Below are 18,186 nucleotides of genomic sequence, written 5' to 3'. Positions count from 1 at the left end.
CCCCAAGGCCATACCTTTCTTGTGACAGCAACGCGCTGAAAAGCCCTGTCCTATTGCGGAGCGTACTGTTTGTGCACACCCCCCGTCGGGGTCTGCTCGCCCGTAGCCACTTCAGCCGCGATAAACAAAGTACCATAATCGTTCGGTTTGCACCGCCACTTGCCCCCCTTGCTTGTCCCGTCACCCATGGCGCTCCCTGTTCATGCGAATCCTTGACCTTGTCTCACCGAAACAACTCTCGCGAGTCGCGTCGCTGCAATTGCTTGCGCGTGGGATTGTCGAAGGATTCTGCTCGGGTAGGCACCGTTCGCCCCATAGGGGGTTCAGTGTCGAATTCAAGGAACACCGCCCCTATGTTCGTGGTGACGAACTGAAGAACATTGACTGGAAAGCGTTTGCCAAGAGCGATCGACTCTACATTCGAGAACACGAAGAAGAAACGAATCTGCGGTGCACCCTGTTGGTCGATCGGAGCGGATCGATGTTGTACCGAGGTGACCGTGGCGGCGGGTTAAGCAAAGATGACTACACCCAACGGCTCGCCGCCTCACTCGCCTATTTGATGCTTGGGCAACAAGACGGCGTTGGTGTGATCACCTTCGACAGCATCCCACGCAACATCGTCGCAACACGTAGTCGAGCGTCTCATTTGAAAGCGGTGTTGGCGGCGCTCGTCGGTACTCCCGAAGGCATTGAAACGGATCTCGGTGGTGCCTTGGCGACGGTCGTCCCCAAAATGGGGCGACGTGGATTGGTGGTGATCTTGTCGGACGCGATGGGTGACCTTGAATCGCTCGGCCGTTCGCTCGCACAGATTCGTTCACGAAAACACGAAGTCGTGTTCTTTCAAGTTCTCGATCCTGATGAAGTTGATTTTCCGTTCTCGGGACGGATTCAGTTTCGCGACTTGGAACAAACCGCTGAGGACCAAACCGTCGATGCCGCGTCGATCCGATCGGCCTACCTCGATCGGCTTGACACCCACCTCACTCAACTTCGCGATTTGTGTCGGCGCAATCGAGTTGACTTGGTGCCACTGCGTACGGACCAATCCTTCGATGATGCATTGCATCAATACGTTGCCCTGCGGAGACGAATTGGATGACGTTGATTAACAGCGTACTTGCGTTGGGTGCAGCTGCATTCACCATCCCGCTAGTCATTCACCTGTTTTACCGAAGTCGTTTCAAAACGGTTTCGTGGGGCGCAATGCATTTGCTTGAGCCCGTGGTCCGAATCAATCGACGCCGATTGCAATGGACACAGCTACTGCTTTTGCTGATGCGCTGTTTACTACCCATTCTGCTGGCATTCTGTTTAGCACGCCCCGTCCTGACGCACTTTCAAGCCTTGCCCGGTGACGCCCCACAGTCGCTTGTGATTGTTGTCGACGATACCCTTAGTATGTCCGCGCGCGATGAGTCGGGATTGTCTCGAATCGATCGACTCCGAAACGAACTCACGGCGTTGCTATCTCGTCTGTCGCGACGAGACGAAATTGTTTGGATCCAGACAAGCCAAATCGATCGCTTACCGGCGACTATGGGAATCGAGGATGCGATTCAACGGGTCAAGAGTTTGCAGAACACAAACGGCCCGTTTGATGTCGCGCAGACGATTCGAACCGCGGTGGCTGCCGCCGAGCAGGCTTCGCACCCGCAGCGTCGCGTCTTGATCATTTCCGATTTCCAGGACGCGAATTTTGATGCTGCTTCGAGCGAGATGCTAAGTGCATTTGCCGTTGAGCTTCGCGACAATCCTGCATCACCGACCATTCAGTTTTGGAATGTCGGTGCTGATCTGGAATCGCTTTCCAACGTTTCGGTTGACTCGGTCGAAGCACTGTCCCCCGCAATCGTTCCCAATCGCCAATCTCAGTTTGCCGCACGCGTGCGCAACGCCAGCGATCAGATGCTGAATGACCTGCGTGTCACTTGGTCAGTCGACGGACAGGAACAACCATCACGATCGATTTCACTTCCAGCTCGATCGACAGCTCTGACGAATTTCGTTCATTCGATTTCTGAGGCGGGAACGCATGAAGTCGCCGTTGCGGTTGAGTTCGCCGACGCCTTGGTCGAGGATAATCGACGCAGCATTGCGGTCGAGGCTATCGAGGAGATCGAGGTCTTGTTGGCGGATGGGCAACCGAGCAAGGCGTCGCTTGGGAGTGAAACTGATTTCTTGGCGATTGCGCTGAGCCCCTTTGCTTTTGCTCAACAAGACCAGGTGGATACGGTCAAAGCAACGGTCGTTCGGGTCGACCAGTTGTCCGAGCAAATGCGAAACCAACCGCCAGACATCTTGATGTTGGCAAATGTCGCTCCGCTTGATGCCGCGCTACAGAAAAGGATCGCCGACTTTGTCTTCGCCGGCGGGTCCCTGGTCCTATTCGATGGCGAAAACCTGAACCAAGCGGACGATCGGAGCAACGTGGATCGTGATCCTCCAGCGTTGGTTCTTCCTGCCGAAATCGGAAAAATCGTCGGCGACCGGATTTCGGGGAAGGACCATCCGATGCGAATCGGAGCCGTAAACTCAAAGTATCAACCGTGGCAACGGCTCGCCGTAGGGAATCAGCGTCCTCTCAGCGGAGTGGACGTCTATGCGTATCGGAAATTAACGTTGAACGGCCGGTCGTCTGAAGCAGAAAAAGAATCCAGCACGGTGCTGCTGTCGATGAACAATGGTGACCCGTTGGTCGTTTCGGCTCGCCGAGGACGCGGGCGAATCGTGCAGTTCGCGATCCCCGCGGATGCCAGTTGGTCGTCGCTTCCACTGCGTCGCGTTTACCTGCCGATGATGCAACAGCTGGTGCTGGATCTAATTGGAAGCAGTAAATTGATGACCGTCATGACGGGACAACCCATGGTGGTTCCGCTCAACGAGTTTGCTGGTGAAACTCTCGCCAGCGGGGACACCCCGGGCGACCATCGCAGAATACCGCCACTCCATCAGCGACGCTTTACCGTCCAACCCCCCAACTCTTCGGAGTTTGCCGTGGAGGTCATCGAGACAGATAAGGAAATCGTCTGGAAACAAACCTCGGCCCCCGGCGTGTACCGGTTCCGTCAATTCGCGAAGCCGAGCGAGGCCGAAGTGAACATGACGTCCACGGTGCGAGTGGCAGAAATCACAGCGGCAGAGTCCCGTTTGAGAGCGATTGCGCCGGCGCAATTATCGGCGCTCGCGGAACGAGTTTCAGCGACAGTCTACGAAAGAGCAGATGAAATCCAATCGGCTGAACAGACGCGTCGTTTTGGACGCGAGATCTGGCGCGGCTTGTTGGTCGCGCTGTTGATTGCCATGATCTTGGAGATGGTGATTCAACAGGTTTCGACACCCAAGCGTTTGCCCCCCAAGCCGCCATCGGCCGGCCCCAATGATCCGCTTCGGGTTGGAGAGCTGGCATGATCTTGCTATTTTTCCCGTTGCCGCTCGGATCGCTTCGGTTTGCTGGTGACCTGCCTGTCGCGGGAGTCGTTTGCGTCGCACTTCTTGCTGCAGCCGCCGTGATGGCGTTCTACCTACGCGAAACGCGCCACCTCGCTGCCCCCCATTCCTATCTATTGCCTGCGTTGCGAGGGGCTGCGGTTGCCTTGGTGATCTTCATTCTGACAGGTCCAATTTGGCACCGGCGCCAGATTGTTGGAACATTGGGAAAAGTGGTTTTTGCCATCGACACCTCCGAGAGCATGTCGGTGACCGACAGCGTTGCAACCGCGTCTTCACCTTCGCGGCTGGATCGGGCGATCCGGTTGTTGGTTGGCAATGAGCAGTACCCTGGTTTGGTCGAAGCACTGAGGCGAACACACGACGTCGAACTGGTCACGTTCGACGAGTCGCGTGTTGCATCGGTTTGGTCGACCATGATGGATCGCGAACCGTTGGAATCGGCGATCAGTCTTAACGCTTCCGGAACCCGTACGAATCTGGCTTCCCCACTTGAGTCTTCGTCGAGAAAGATCAATCGAGACGCCAATCGCTCCGATCCATCCGTTGTGCAATCCGCCATCGTGATCATCAGTGATGGCCGCCACAATACGGGAGCGTCGCCAAGCGATGCAGCACAGCGTTTGGCGTCGAGTCAGATGCAGGTCATGACGTTGGGGATGGGATCCGAAGATGAACCCGCTGACGCAGGAATCGCTCAAGTGATCCGGCCTGATTCGGTGGCTGCCGACGGGCAGTTGGCGGGACACATCCTCGTCAAACACGTTGGGCTCTCCGGTAAGCCCCTTGATATTCGAATTGAACACTTAGGGGAGGTCGTTTGGTCGCAACAGATCACACCGGATGTGGACGGTGACCAGGAAGTGCCGTTTACACTGGATGTTGAACCGCTCGTCAAGGCAGCGAGAGGGGATGTGCCTCGCGGCGTCAGTCGTGGTGCGGTCCCGTTGGACTTGCGAGCGATCGTCGATGCGGCGGGTGTAAGCCCACGGCTCGTTGTGGGGCCGGAAAGCAGCCCGCAGATCCTCTCCAAGAACAACGCGATGGCGTTTCGCGTTGCGGCGTCAACGCGTGACCGTCGTTTGTTGATTCTCGACGGGTCAAGTCGTTGGGAAATCCGTTACATTCGCAACCTGTTCGAACGCGATCCTGCTTGGAAAGTGGATACGTTGATTTTTGGACCGGGGACGGATACGCCCACGCTCAACCGAGGCGAAGGTGCCGGCGAGTTCCCGTCGACGATCGAAGCGATCTCGGCTTATGACGCGATTGTGTTGGGTGAGCTGCCGACCGATCAAGTCCGTGATGCAGACGTAGACTTGATCCGGCAATTTGTCACACGCGGTGGTGGGTTGGTGATCATCGATGGTCGATATGGCCGAGTACGAGAATTGGCACAAACGAAGTTGCAGGACCTGATTCCCGTCAATTTTGAACTTGGTCCTGCGACACGACGTGCGACAAAGGTCGTTCCAACCGGCGTCGGGATCGAGAGCCCCGTGCTCAACCTTGTCAATTCACCTTTCGAGGCGTCAACCTTGTGGGATCATTTGCCGGCGCCACAATACGCTACACCCGTGAGGGCTCAGGCGGGTGCCGAAGTTTGGGCCAGCGTGATTCTTTCCGACAACTCGCCCTCGCCCTGGTTGGTCACGCGGTTGTTCGGAGCCGGACGAGTTGTCTACCTCTCCTCGGACCAAACGTGGCGGTGGCGATACAAGGTAGCGGACCAATTGCACGCCAGGTTTTGGAACCAATTATTCGCCGCGGTGATGCAGCCTCCCTACTCTGCCAGCGATGCTTTTGTGGCTCTTGGGACCGACAAGGTTGAATATGGAACAGGGGAATCGTCAACGATCCGAGTGCGTTTGCAAGACCCCGCAGGCAAACCGATGGGCGATTCGACGGTTGATGCCTTGTTGATTTCTGGTGAGCAGATCGTGATGACCGTCCCCTTGGTCAGCGACAACCCATCGCGTGGAACGTACCAAGGTCAGACCGGGCCACTGCAAGCAGGTGAGTATGAAATCCGCATTCGCGCGAGCGGCTTTGACTCCACCGCCCTGCAAGCATCCGCTCCGATTTGGGTCGGCACGGCTGACACTCGCGAGTTGACTCGCGTTAGCCTTGATCGAAACTCGCTGATGCAAATCGCCGAAAGGGGCAACGGCCAGTACTTCCATGAATCCTCGGCGGAGGAGTTGCTCGATCGCCTCAAGCCGCTTTCGAGCGGTTCCATTGTCGAATCCGATATTTTGGTCTGGCAATCTTTTTACTGGTTTTGGCTGATCGTATCCCTGTTGACGATGGAATGGCTATTACGCAAACGGGTGGGGTTAGTTTAACCAAGATGTCAACCGTAGAACGTCTCATTGATGATCACACCGATCTGGATCCGATCACGGCAGATACGCTTGATGAATTTGCAAGGCGCCGGCGATGGTTGGTCGCAATTCGATGCTTCGCAGTCGCGGTTCTCGCGTTTTTTTCTTCCATCCTCGTTGTGGCCTTGTGCGATTACCTGTGGTTGGTTCCTGGTTATGCTCGATTTCTGTTGAGCCTTGCTGCGTATGCTTTCACCGCCACCATGCTATGGTTTTTCGGACTTCGCTACTTGCGGCGTCCTAGTCCAAGTGACCTGGCGAGGCAATTCGAAGCAACGGAGCCACGCGTGCGCGATGACTTGTTGTCTGCCGTCGAGTTGGCGGATCCGCAGTTCGCAAATGGGTCGGCCCAACTGCGAGATCGATTGCAATCCATCGTGGCACGGCGGTTATTGCTGCTGGATATCAAGAAGCTGTTGCCGATGCAGCTCGTTCGACGATGGCTCTTGGTTGGCGGCGGCGTGTTCGCTGTCTGTTTTCTACTAATGTCGGTGCCGTCGCTGCAATTCAGCCGTCGCTTGGCTCGCGCCGCATTGCCGATCGCTGCGATCGAGCGTGCCTCGCAAACGCGAGTCACGATCCTCGAGCCCTCGCCACCGAGTCGCTATGTGGCCCAAGGTGATGCCGTTGCAATCGTCGTTCAGATTGGTGGCAGAACAACAAATGAGGTAACGTTGCAGTGGGAGACTGAGGACGATTCCTTCGATGCTCCCATGTTGTCCCGCCAATCGCGTCTTCGATCGATCACTTCGACAACGGACGCATCGACCCAGAATCGCGAACAAGGTGCCACGGAAACGGAAGGTAACTCGAACCGAAACGCCCAGTTCGCCGCGAATGTTGGAGTCGGCTCCAGCGAAGTTCGCTATCGTGTGCTCGCTGGTGATGCCGTGACCTTGTGGCATACGCTCAAGCCACTGCCTCGGCCTCGAGTGACACGATTTGAAAAACGGTATGAGTTTCCTTCGTACACTAAGATCGAAGATGTACTAGAGACAAGTGAGCACGGTGACCTGAAATCACTCGCGGGAACGACAGCCCATCTGACCGTCCATTTTGATCAGCCTGTTCGTGATGCGAGCTTTCGATTTGGAAACCGAGGCGTGATCGTCGAGTTGGAATCCCTCGACTCGTCCAATCAAACGTTTACGGGCTCACTGCCCATCAAGACGCCGGCGCAGTACCAAGTGGATGCTATCAGTATCGAATCGGAACTCGACAACCCCTTTAGCCCTCAATACACGATCACCCCCGTCATGGACTCGCCCCCGATCGTGCGATGGAAGGAGCCAACCCCATCAACAATGCTGGTGTCGCCTCTTGATGTATTAACGTTTGCTGCGTCGGTTCAGGACGACGTACCGATCGATCAAGTTCAACAAGAATACTCGGTCAACGCGGGGCTGTTTACAGAACAGCGACTTGCAGTGAGCGAGGCAGCGATGGCATTGACGGTCGAGTGGAAATGGGACCTGTTGCATCGTGACGATCCGATTCAAGAATCGGAGAAATTCAAACATGGCGATTTGATTCAATTTCGTCTTGCCGCAATGGATCGCCGTGGCCAACGCGGCGTCTCGAGCTTAGTTCAGATTCTGATTCTCGACGAGACCTTTGACAAAGATCGTCATGCACGAGTTGATGCGCTACATGACCTTGTCAAGCAGACAATCGCATGGGCCAACAGCGGGAAACAGCTTGCTTCGCAAGGGTTGCTGCCGTCTGGTCGACAACCAACCAAGGACGCGTTGATCGACGGGGAAACCGACGCCAAGCCATTCGACCAGTGGAGACAAAGTAAAGAGGCTCTACTGGGCAATTTGAAAACCGCACTTCTTGGCAGCGTCCATGATGCAGAAGCCACCAATCTGGAACTCCTCGGTCGTGCCGTGATCGATTTGGAATCAAAATTCAGGTTGGCGACGTTCCAATCGAAACAAGAAGCGTCACAGTCGGACGAGCGTTCCGAGAAGCGGCGGACTGATCTTGCAGGACAACCGAAACGAATCAGTAACGAGTTGACTCGGCTCGAGAATCTCGCTCGCTATCTGTTAGCCCAGCAAGTCGCTGTGGGCACACTCACCGACGTTGCGTCGTTGTACCAGAGTCTATTGCCAATCGTCGATGATGAAACCTCCATTTCGACGAAACGTCTTCCTCGATACGTCAAATTGGCTCAAGCTCGACTTGAATCGATCGATCGCTTCATCGATCAATATCGTGAGGAATTACCCGATTTTACTTTGGATCGGCTCGGTACGTGGTTCGATCACTCCGATTCGTGGCAGATCCAGTTTCGCCACGCTTTAAGCAACCCGCCCGGCGACGAAAACCTACGAGCTCTGGTGAAAGATTTCCTCGAGCAATTGGAAGATCGTCGCGACGACAGCATCATTGATGGCGACTTGTCATCAAGGCTTCGCAACGAGATCCGCGATGTCAACCGGCAGATTGCCTCCACACGCGACTTGGTCAATCGATTCAATGAGGCCGGGAGAGAATCGATGTCGGCAAGCGATCAAATCAAGTTGTCTGACGATGCCGAGCAAATTGCAGTTCTCTCTCGAAAAGCGAATCAGGAACGCGAGTTGTATCAATTTCAGCTCACGGATTACCTTAGTCGGCTTGAGCAGAATGAGAGACTGCATCGGTCGCGACCCAATGTTGATCTCCCGTATGCTGCCGATAGCGAATTGATGCAACGCGCATTGAAGAATGTGAACGAGAACGGGTTTGTCGATTATCGCGGGAATGCTTTGGCTCCGATTCACGACGAACTTGCCAAGGCGTTCGCCTTAATACAGAGCGTTCATGATGCAAAAATATGGCACGATGAATTGAGCCTGCTGCTCGCAGCGGAACGGCGTTTAGCGGCTTACGCGGACGCACGCATCGAACATCCGCATTGGATCGAACGGATTCGTATTGGGCTAGAAGATGGATCGCAGCGGATGCGGCACAATGGCGTCGATCCATCCTTGGCAGAAGCGGTCAATCGCATTCGTAACAGTGGCGCTTACAACCAGGCAAACCATCAAATCACGCAGCGTCGATGGTCGGGAGACCCCCCGCTTTCCGCCGAACTCTGGCTCAACACCATTGCGGATGATTTGGCCGAAGCCGTCAAGGACTTGGAACCGGCGGCCGTCAACGCTCGTGATACGATCATGCGGTACGTTCCGACGCTCGCCGAACAAGCTCGCCGTGCCGCCGAACAGGCAGCCGAAGCCAAGCAACGCACCGACGACCGGCCAGACGATTCGCCACAGACGGTGCAGCAGCTTTCCAGTGAACAGCAGGCCGCCGAGCAAGCTGCTGCCGAAACGATGCAGGCGCTTGCCGACCGAGCCAACCGCACAGACATGACCGAAACCTCCGAACGGGAACTCGCTCGCGACGCGGATGCCGCATCGGCACAAATCGGTGACGCTCTTCAACAAGCCGAGCAAAGCATGGCAGCGGCACAGCAATCACCACAAGACACACAGCGTCATCAGAATCTGGACAAGGCCTCCGCCGCACTCGAACAACTGAAGCGATCATTGGAGCAGACGGCAGAACATTTCGAACGTGCCGATGCTGGCGAAGATGTTACGCGGTCTCGTCAAACAATCCGAGAAGCGGCCGATGCATTGCAGAGTGATCAGGAGTTGCAACAGAAGTTCGACCAAGCAGAGGCGATGGCCAAAACGGCCAGTAGCTCGCCGGAGGAACTGCTCAAGCGACTCGAGGATGAACTCAAACGCAATGTGCCGATGCAGGAAGAGTTATCAGGAATCGCCGAGCAGGCTGTCCAAAATGCCGCCAGAACCCTCGGCAACGCAGCACAACAAGAGAAAACGCTCAACAATGAATTTGAGAAATCGGATCCACTACTGCGAGAGCGAAAAACGCGGATGCAGCAACGACTCGAGGCACTCGCCTCTCGGCTTGGCACCGTTCAAGATGCACTGCTCAATCGCGCGGATCGAGCGACAGCAATGGCCAAGCAGGACGCACTTCGCCGACGAGTGATCGATGCCAGAGAAACGCTTCAACAAACCACGCAAACGATGCGACGTGAAACGTCGGGGGATCGGCTGCTGTCCGAGATCGAGCAGGCAGCGCTGGAAGCAAGTGATGCGATTGATGCCACCAGGGAAACGATGGCCGGTATTAAAGAACAGGCACAAGAATCTGCGGCGGAGCCTGTTCACGAGCGTCCGGAGGCTCGGGATCGCGCCGAACGCGATGCCAAACAAGTACAAACGGAGTCTCGCAACCAACGCAGTCGTGAAGCCCAAAACGAAGCCAGCCGGTGGTCGCGACATCAGAATGATGCAAGACGACGTATCAGCGACACACAACGTGAGCAGCGTGAAGCGAAACAAAGCATCCAAAACTCGCAAAAGCAACTCGAAAAGAATAGCGATAACCCATGGCATCGGGACGAACTCGTTCGTGCGAACCAGCGACTGCAACAAGCAGAAGACGCAGAACAGGCAGCAAGAGAATCGCAAGACTTCGCAAAACAAATGCAGCTCGATGCTGATCGTCGCAAACGCGAGATCGAACAGCAGCGGATTGAGCCGCTACCGAGCGAGAACCCACCGGCAGAAGTGGCGGCCAGATTAGTGGATCAGGTTGAGGAAGAGTTGGCAGAGATTCAGGATGAGATCGCCACAATTGCCACGCAAGCAGAAGACATTGATTCCTTTCGCGTGAGTACTCCATCGGCCACATCCGCACAGCAGCAGCAAGCCTTCATTACCGAACAAACCGAAGCGGTAACGGAGCAGCTAGCCCGGGCGGCGCGACACGAGGGAAGACTCGAGAAGCCTGAAATGCAGCAAAGGTTGAGACAAGCGGCTGAGTCGGTCAAGACCAACGCGGTGGCAAGCTCCGAAAAGGCCGAGGCGAGCATCGCTGCGGCAGCGCAGGATGCCGAAGCATCGCCGATCGCCGATCGACAGATCGCGGAAACAACCCAAAAATTGCAAGCAGAGGCCGATCAATTGTCGGCGATGGGATCGCCGACCGAGGCTCAATCTCAAGACGCCGCCCAAGGCATGAAGACATCATCCGACGACACTCTCCAACAGCGGGCCCGACAATTGGCAGAAACGCTCGATGATCTCGACCGATCCCTGTTTGCTCAAAACTCGCAAGCGGACAACTCTCAAAACGGCCAGCCGCAGCAAGCTCAAAACGGCCAATCGAGTCAACAAGGTGACTCGTCCGGCGAGGGACAGCCCGGCCAGCAACCCAGCGCTGCAGACAAATCGCAGACGCTTGCCTCCGCGATGAATCAACAGAATCAACAACTGGCCCGAGAGCGTCAGCGTCAGATCGACGCCTCCTCCCTATCGTCAGCACAGGACCGCGACTCCAATGCCGCTCGGCAATCCTCACCATTGCCCGACCCAACCACGCGGTCGACATCGACCACGATCGCTGGCGACAGTGGTATGCTGGATGCACGCGGCGTTGACCGTCAAGGAACTCCATGGGGACAGCTACGCGAGCGACGAACGGATGATGCGATTGAAAGCGAGGCCTCGCTCGGGCCACCGGAATATCAATCGCAGATCGAAGCTTATTTCAAGGCCGTTGCCCAACGTGCTGCGGCACAAGAGTGATCCATGACGCATTCAACCTTCAATCGTCGGCATGTCCTTCAATCCGTGGTCGCTGCGAGTTGCGCAAGAGCGTTTTGGATCGGTCATTCCCCCGTCAAGGCTCAAGAACCCCTCAGCACGCTGTACATTGCTGATGGAGTGGACCGAGCGGTGCAGCAAGGGGCAAACCACTTGGCCGCCAGCCAGCGGGACGACGGAGCCATTGCCGATCGCAGTCACCATGTCGCGATGACCGCATTGGCGATCATGGCGATGGCGTCGATTGGAACTCAACCGGGTGATGCATCGGCGCTGGGCAAGGCGATGCAAAGAGCGATCGATTTCGTCCTGCTGCCGAATCACCAAGATGCGAAGGGCTACTTCGGAGAATCGGATGGATCGCGAATGTATGGCCACGGAATCATCACCTTGATGCTGACCGAAGTGCTCGGGATGGGAGCGACCGTCCAACAGAACACTCGCATTCACGCTTCACTGGTCCCAGCATTGCAACTCATTTTGGCCGCCCAGCAAGAGCCTAAGCCCGAATCGCATCGAGGTGGATGGCGATACACTCCGACCAGCCACGATTCGGACTTAAGCGTATCCGTATGGCAACTGATGGCGCTGCGGAGTGCAAAGAACGACGGTTTGGATATTCCCGGCGAAGCGATCGATGCTGCGATCGGTTACTTGAAAGCTTCCTACGCAGGTCGCCGGGGGCGCAGCAATGAGGTTCCCGAGGTGAGCGGGTTCACCTACACACCGGGGTCGCACCAACCCACGTTCACCATGACGTCCGCCGGCTTGCTCGCGATGCAGGTGTGTGGTTTGTACGATTCCCCGATGGTTTCCGGCGCGGCGGAGTGGTTGCTACAGCATCCGCCGCAAACCAATGAACGGTTTTTCTTCTACGGAATCTACTATTATGCTCAGGGCATGCATCAAGTAGGTGGCAAAGCCGCCAAGACGTCCCAATTGATGGTCGAATCACTGCTCCTAGACGCTCAACGCAACGACGGTTCCTGGTGGGCCGCGGGTGGCGAAGAAAAAAATTATGGGACCGTCTACGCCACGTCATTGGCCGTGCTCAGTTTAAGCGTCCGCTACCATTACCTTCCAATCTATCAACGATAATTTATGTTACAGCATCGAGTCGGAATGACTTCAGCAACCCCTGCCAGCGGGATGTTCCGAGCCAAATCGGGGCTGCATCCCCTTCGCGTCGAGCACCTTGAAGGAACCGGCGAGCAATCGCTCGAACTGCATCTCGAACGAATCGAGGGTGATGATTCGAAGGCAGCCGAGCTTTCTATTCTTTTACCTACCCAATACTAGCGAGTAGACAGCATGACGCCTCGAATTCAAATTCAAATCCAGTTTATCGTTCTCGTTCTTTCTGTTGCAGTGATTGCGGCGAACGTCGACGCTTCCGAACGCCCCAATCTGGTCATTCTGTTGGCCGACGATCTCGGATTTGGTGACGTTGGTTTCAATGGTTGTCAAGATATTCCGACGCCGAATATCGATTCGCTCGCTCGCGACGGCGTGCGTTTTTCCAACGGTTACTCGTCACATCCGTTTTGCAGTCCGATGCGAGCTGGCTTAATGGCGGGGCGATACCAACATCGATTTGGCTATGTCAACAACATGCCATTTGATCCGCACAACCATGTGATGGGATTTCCCCAGTCCGAAAAGACGATCGCATCACGTTTGAAACAGGTCGGCTATCGAACGGGCATGGTCGGTAAATGGCACCTCGGTGCCGCAAGCGAATTTCATCCGCTCCGTCGCGGTTTTGATTTCTACTACGGATTCTTGGGGGGCGGCCATGACTATTTTACAGTCGACACCACAGCGGCTTTGCACGAAAACTACAAAGCAGCGATCGATGACAATGGCAAGCCTGTCGCCTTTGACGGCTATTTGACCGAAGTTCTGACAGACGAAGCGATCCGGTTTATCGACCAATCAGCCGATTTGCCCTATTTTCTATACGTCGCTTACAACGCGCCCCATACTCCGCTGCAAGCTCCGGAAGACAAGATCCAGCAATTTGAGAGCATCAAAGACAAGAAGCGACGGACCTATGCAGCAATGGTTTCCTGCATGGATGACCAAATCGGACGCCTGCTGCAGAAAATTGACGATTCGGGCGATCGCGATCACACGTTGGTTGTTTTCTTGAGCGACAACGGCGGACCTGAGAGCAGCAATGGTTCGGACAACGGCCCCTTTCGTGGTGCGAAAGGTGATGTGTTCGAAGGGGGCATCCATGTGCCGTTTGTCATGCGCATGCCCGGAACGTTGCCCGCTGGAAAGGTCTTCGATGATCCCGTGATTTCGTTCGATGTCTCACAAACCGCACTTGAACTTGGTCATGCAGACCCAGACGACCTGCTGGAAGGCGTAAACTTGGTTCCCTATGCAACGGGTCAAAAAACGACTCGTCCCCACGACGCTTTATATTGGCGAACGCACCAAGATGCTTTACACGCGGTTCGCCAAGGTTCCGAGAAGTTCGTTCTCGCCAACGACAAGGCAATGCTGTTCGACTTGGGGCTCGACGAAGGGGAATCCAACAACCTCGCCGAGACGCACCCGCAGAGGGTCGCTGAATTGACCGACGCGTTTACTCAGTGGAACTCGAACAACCAGCCCAGTTTCTTTTATGGTTTTCGAAGCTACCATGAGCAACTAAGAGCCTTTCATCAACAACTGCGACGTGACAGCGAAGCGACCGACGTGATGGTTGCTCCCTGACAAAACACTCGCCCCCCTTGGCCCGTTTCTTTACCTTTGGAGCATTGCGATGCGTTTTTCCGTTGTTTCTTTTCTCGGTTTGCTTGTTTGCGTCGGGTGTGACTCGCAAGCACCCTCCACAGCGGACTCCACAAAGAAGTTGGAAGCGGCGGCGGAAGTCGTCACAGAACGACCTCTTGATGACCCGACTGCGACCGCCGCAGTCGAGGCGCTAACGGAGAAGCTTCGCCGAGATGGCGATGGCGCGATCATCGAAATCGATTTTCGTGGCCTGGAAATCGCTGACACTGATTTACAACCGTTGAAGAAATTGCCGAGGCTGCGTTCCTTGCTGCTGGCTGACTCCAACGTCACCGATGAGATGATGACGACGGTTGGCCAGATCGCAACGTTGGAGAATTTAGACCTGCGTGAATGCGGCATTAGTGACAAGGGGGTGGCGTCGCTAACGTCGCTCGCCAAACTCAAAGCCCTCAAACTGTCGGGAAAAAATGGGAAGTGTAGTGTTAGTGATGACGGAATGGAGCCGATTGGCCAGCTAACCAATCTGAAAGTGCTCGGGCTTGATTTTCTATGGATTAGCGAAGACGGACTTGCGAAAATCAAGGGGCTGAAGAACTTGCAAGAACTCTACATGGCCAAAACAACGATTGGCAACGAGGCGATTGCCGTGATGTCCTCGTTTCCAAGTCTGAAGAAGCTTCGAATCGCTCAGACTCAGATTGATGGCGACGGGACAGCGGCGTTCGTGAATTTGAAGCAATTGGAAGAACTTGATATGAGCGAATGCGCGCAGCTGACGGATGAAGCCATGCAACCGCTTGCCGAGCTGGCCAAAATGAAAAAGCTGAATCTATGGCGAGTGAACGTGACCGATGCTGGAATCAAACCGATCGGCAACTTGGTAGCACTCGAATCCTTGAACTTGGACAATACACGTCTTAGTGACGAGGGAATGCAGTTCTTAAGCAAACTGAACCAATTGACCTTTTTGCATCTCGGCTCGACACAAATCACGGACGCGGGACTGGTGCACCTCGAAGGTCTTTCTTCATTGAAAGATCTGAAAGTCACTCGAACGGCGGTGACTCAAGAGGGTGTTGACAAGCTAAAGGAGAAATTGCCTAACACCGAGATTCAATTGAAGTACATCGCGGGCCAATAGCGTCGCGACAAATCGCACTTGCCCTAATGGGCTTCGAGCCAATTTTCGCCGACGCCCATTTCGACTTCGATCGGCACGCTCATGGGCATCGCCGTCTTCATCGCGTTTTCGATTACTGGCATGACCGTTTCCGCTTCGGATCGGTGCATGTCAAATACGATTTCATCGTGAACCGACAACAGCATTTTCGTTTGAAACCCGCCCTCGCGTAAGACGCGATGCACGTTAATCATCGCCAACTTCAACATGTCCGCTGCGGTGCCTTGGATTGGGCTGTTCATCGCCAAGCGTTCGGCCGCACTGACCACCGTTTTGCTCTGCGAGTTGATGTCGCGAATGTATCGACGACGGCCGGTTCGCGTGGCCACGTAACCGTGCTTCTTTGCAAACGCGATCGTGTCGTCGATGTACCGTTGAACACCCGAGTACTTCTCAAAGTAGTTCTTGATCAACTCGTTTGCCTCGGTTCGCGGGATGTTCAACCGTTGCTGCAAGCCGAAACCGGAAATGCCGTAAATGATCCCAAAGTTGACCGTTTTGGCCTTGTCACGCATCTCGCGTGTTACCTCGTTGATTTCGACCTTATAGACCTTGCTTGCGGTAACGGTATGAATGTCCTCGCCGCTTCGGAACGCTTCCTGCATGGCTTCGTCACCACTGAGTTCCGCCATCACTCGCAACTCGATCTGTGAATAGTCGACCGAGAGCAACAAGAAATCGTCATTACGAGGAACGAACGCAGCTCGGATTTCACGGCCGCGTTGTTTACGTACCGGGATGGTTTGTAAATTCGGATCGTTGGACTGAATCCGCCCGGTTGATGTCCAAACCTGATCATAACGTGTGTGGATGCGGCCCGTCTTTTCGTTGACCGCTAATGGCAGCTGGTCAACGTAAACCGACTTCAGTTTTCTTGCGTTTCGATAATCCAAGACATCGCGAATGATCGAGTGCCTGCCCGCTAACCGTTCGAGTTCGGATTCTCGTGTTGAATACTGTCCCGTTGCCGTCTTCTTGGGGTTTGTTTCAAGCTGCAACTCATCGTAAAGCACGACCCCCAACTGTTTTGGCGAATCAATATTGAACTCATGCCCAACCGATTCGAAAATTTTGCCTTGCAATTCTTCGATCTCGCCGCTGAGTTGCTGCGAATAGCTTGCGAGTGCGTCGGTATCAAGCCGAATGCCTTCGTGTTCCATGTCCACCAAAACCGAAACCAGTGGAAATTCGACGTCATAACAAACCGTGTCGACGCCCGATTTCTCAAGATCCGTTCTTAAGATGTTTGACACTTGCAGTGTCACGTCTGCATCTTCGCATGCATACTCGGCCACTCGTTCCACCGGAACATCACGCATGTTCTTTTGGTTCTTGCCTTTGGGGCCGATCAAATCCGTTGTGGGAATCGGACGGTAGCCCAAGTACAACGTCGACAGATAATCCAACCCATGTCGCATCTCAGGCTCTTTCATGGAATGCGCCAGCATGCTGTCGAACAGTGCGCCGCGTACTTCGAATCCATTCCAGCGGAGCATGGAGAGATCGTACTTCAGGTTGTGGCCGACCTTTTCAATTTGTTCGTTTTCAAAAACGGGTCGAAACTCGTCGATGACCGCTTGAGCCTGTTCTGGATTTTGGGGAACGACGACGTAGTAAGCGCTGTGTGGCTGGAAGGAGAACGAGATGCCAAGTGGGCTGGCCGACCGCGGATCAAGTGAGGTTGTTTCCGTATCAAAGCAAATCGAAGATTGCTTGGACAGTGTCGCAATCAAATCGGCACGCTGTTTGGCGTCGTAAACCGTCTCGTAGTGATGTGGGGTCTCTTGAATCGTTTTTTCTTCGATCGGTTCATCGAAAAGTGTCGCCTGGATCTCCGATTCGCGTTTTTCACGAACCACATTCGCTCGAGCGGATGCCGCAGAAAACGATTTCCCAAACAGTCGTTTGCCTATCGCATCAAATTCCAATTCTGTCATTAACGCCTTAAGCGTCTCGGCGTCGTGCGACTTGTACGCCAACGTATCGATGTCAACATCATGAGGAACATCCAACTGGATCGTCACCAGCCGCTTGGACAGCATCGCTTTGTCATGGTTCTGCTGCAGATTCTGCTTTTGTTTCCCCTTCAATTCATCGATGTGCTCATACAGGTTCTCAATCGATCCATACTGGGCGATCAGTTTCTGCGCGGTTTTGGGTCCAATGCCTGGAACACCCGGAATGTTGTCGCTCGCATCCCCCATCAATCCAAGGATATCGATGACCTGTCTAACTTGCTCGATCTGCCACTTTTCTAATACCTCTTTGACTCCGAAAACCTCGTTGTCGCCTCCTTTTCGGCCTGGTTTGTAGACAAAAATGTCATCAGTGACCAATTGATCGTAATCTTTATCGGGAGTCACCATCCACGTTTGGAATCCCTTCGCGGCGGCTTGATGAGCGAGCGTTCCAATCACGTCATCGGCCTCGTAGCCGGGTCGTCGGATGGTGCGGACGTTGAGCGCATCAAACAGCCGGTCGATCAAGGGCAACTGCTTTGAGATGTCTTCCGGCATCGCTTCGCGCTGTGCCTTGTATTCGGGAAAGACCTCGTGTCGTTCGGTGGGTTCCGAGGTGTCAAACGCGACGGCCAAATGCGTGGGTTCTTCGCGGCGAATCAGGTCCAAGACGGTATTGAGAACGCCAAAGACGGCGGAGGTGCAGATTCCACCGGACGTGAAGCGGGGGCTGCGCACCAGAGCGAAGTGAGCGCGATACGTTAGCGCCATTCCATCGAGGAGGAACAGCTTTTTTTGATTCGAAAACAGATCGTTTGTCATAT

9 protein-coding genes are annotated in these 18,186 nt (G+C 54.8%); 8 read left to right on the top strand and 1 reads right to left on the bottom strand.

Annotated elements, in window-relative coordinates; translation table 11 throughout:
- Positions 1-202 precede the first annotated feature (202 nt).
- From Poly41_RS24225 to Poly41_RS24195, 8 genes are read left to right on the top strand one after another with little or no spacing between them, the layout of a single operon-like run.
- Positions 203-1,105 (top strand): DUF58 domain-containing protein, encoded by a 903-nt coding sequence (locus tag Poly41_RS24225; protein ID WP_146529744.1) that lies wholly within the window; start codon positions 203-205, stop codon positions 1,103-1,105.
- Positions 1,102-3,414 carry a BatA domain-containing protein gene (locus Poly41_RS24220; RefSeq protein WP_146529742.1) on the top strand — a complete coding sequence of 771 codons (2,313 nt, stop codon included), beginning with the start codon at positions 1,102-1,104 and terminating at the stop codon, positions 3,412-3,414. The genes Poly41_RS24225 and Poly41_RS24220 overlap by 4 nt, the downstream gene beginning before the upstream one ends.
- A complete protein-coding gene (locus tag Poly41_RS24215) occupies positions 3,411-5,798 on the top strand; it encodes a VWA domain-containing protein (RefSeq protein ID WP_146529740.1) in 2,388 nt (795 codons plus the stop codon). The genes Poly41_RS24220 and Poly41_RS24215 overlap by 4 nt, the downstream gene beginning before the upstream one ends.
- Before the next feature lie 5 nt (positions 5,799-5,803).
- Complete coding sequence (locus Poly41_RS24210; protein WP_146529738.1) at positions 5,804-11,455, top strand: hypothetical protein; 5,652 nt, start codon at positions 5,804-5,806, stop codon at positions 11,453-11,455.
- Between the two features lie 3 nt (positions 11,456-11,458).
- On the top strand, positions 11,459-12,571 hold the full coding sequence (locus Poly41_RS24205) for a prenyltransferase/squalene oxidase repeat-containing protein (RefSeq protein ID WP_146529736.1): 1,113 nt from the start codon (positions 11,459-11,461) through the stop codon (positions 12,569-12,571).
- Between the two features lie 24 nt (positions 12,572-12,595).
- Entirely contained in the window at positions 12,596-12,772 is a 177-nt protein-coding gene (locus tag Poly41_RS34340) for a hypothetical protein (RefSeq protein WP_197231594.1), read from the top strand.
- A gap of 12 nt (positions 12,773-12,784) precedes the next feature.
- Positions 12,785-14,200, top strand: a complete 1,416-nt coding sequence (locus tag Poly41_RS24200) for a sulfatase-like hydrolase/transferase (protein WP_146529734.1) — start codon at positions 12,785-12,787, stop codon at positions 14,198-14,200.
- A 49-nt stretch (positions 14,201-14,249) separates the two neighbouring features.
- Positions 14,250-15,365 (top strand): leucine-rich repeat domain-containing protein, encoded by a 1,116-nt coding sequence (locus Poly41_RS24195; protein ID WP_146529732.1) that lies wholly within the window; start codon positions 14,250-14,252, stop codon positions 15,363-15,365.
- Positions 15,366-15,388: 23 nt separating this feature from the next.
- Here Poly41_RS24195 and polA read toward each other — a convergent pair whose 3' ends face one another.
- Positions 15,389-18,184 carry a DNA polymerase I gene (gene polA, locus Poly41_RS24190; protein WP_146529730.1) on the bottom strand — a complete coding sequence of 932 codons (2,796 nt, stop codon included), beginning with the start codon at positions 18,182-18,184 and terminating at the stop codon, positions 15,389-15,391.
- Positions 18,185-18,186 lie beyond the last annotated feature (2 nt).

The organism is Novipirellula artificiosorum (genome assembly GCF_007860135.1).
Lineage (GTDB): Bacteria > Planctomycetota > Planctomycetia > Pirellulales > Pirellulaceae > Novipirellula_A > Novipirellula_A artificiosorum.
This window is presented reverse-complemented; position numbering and strand designations above follow the sequence as displayed.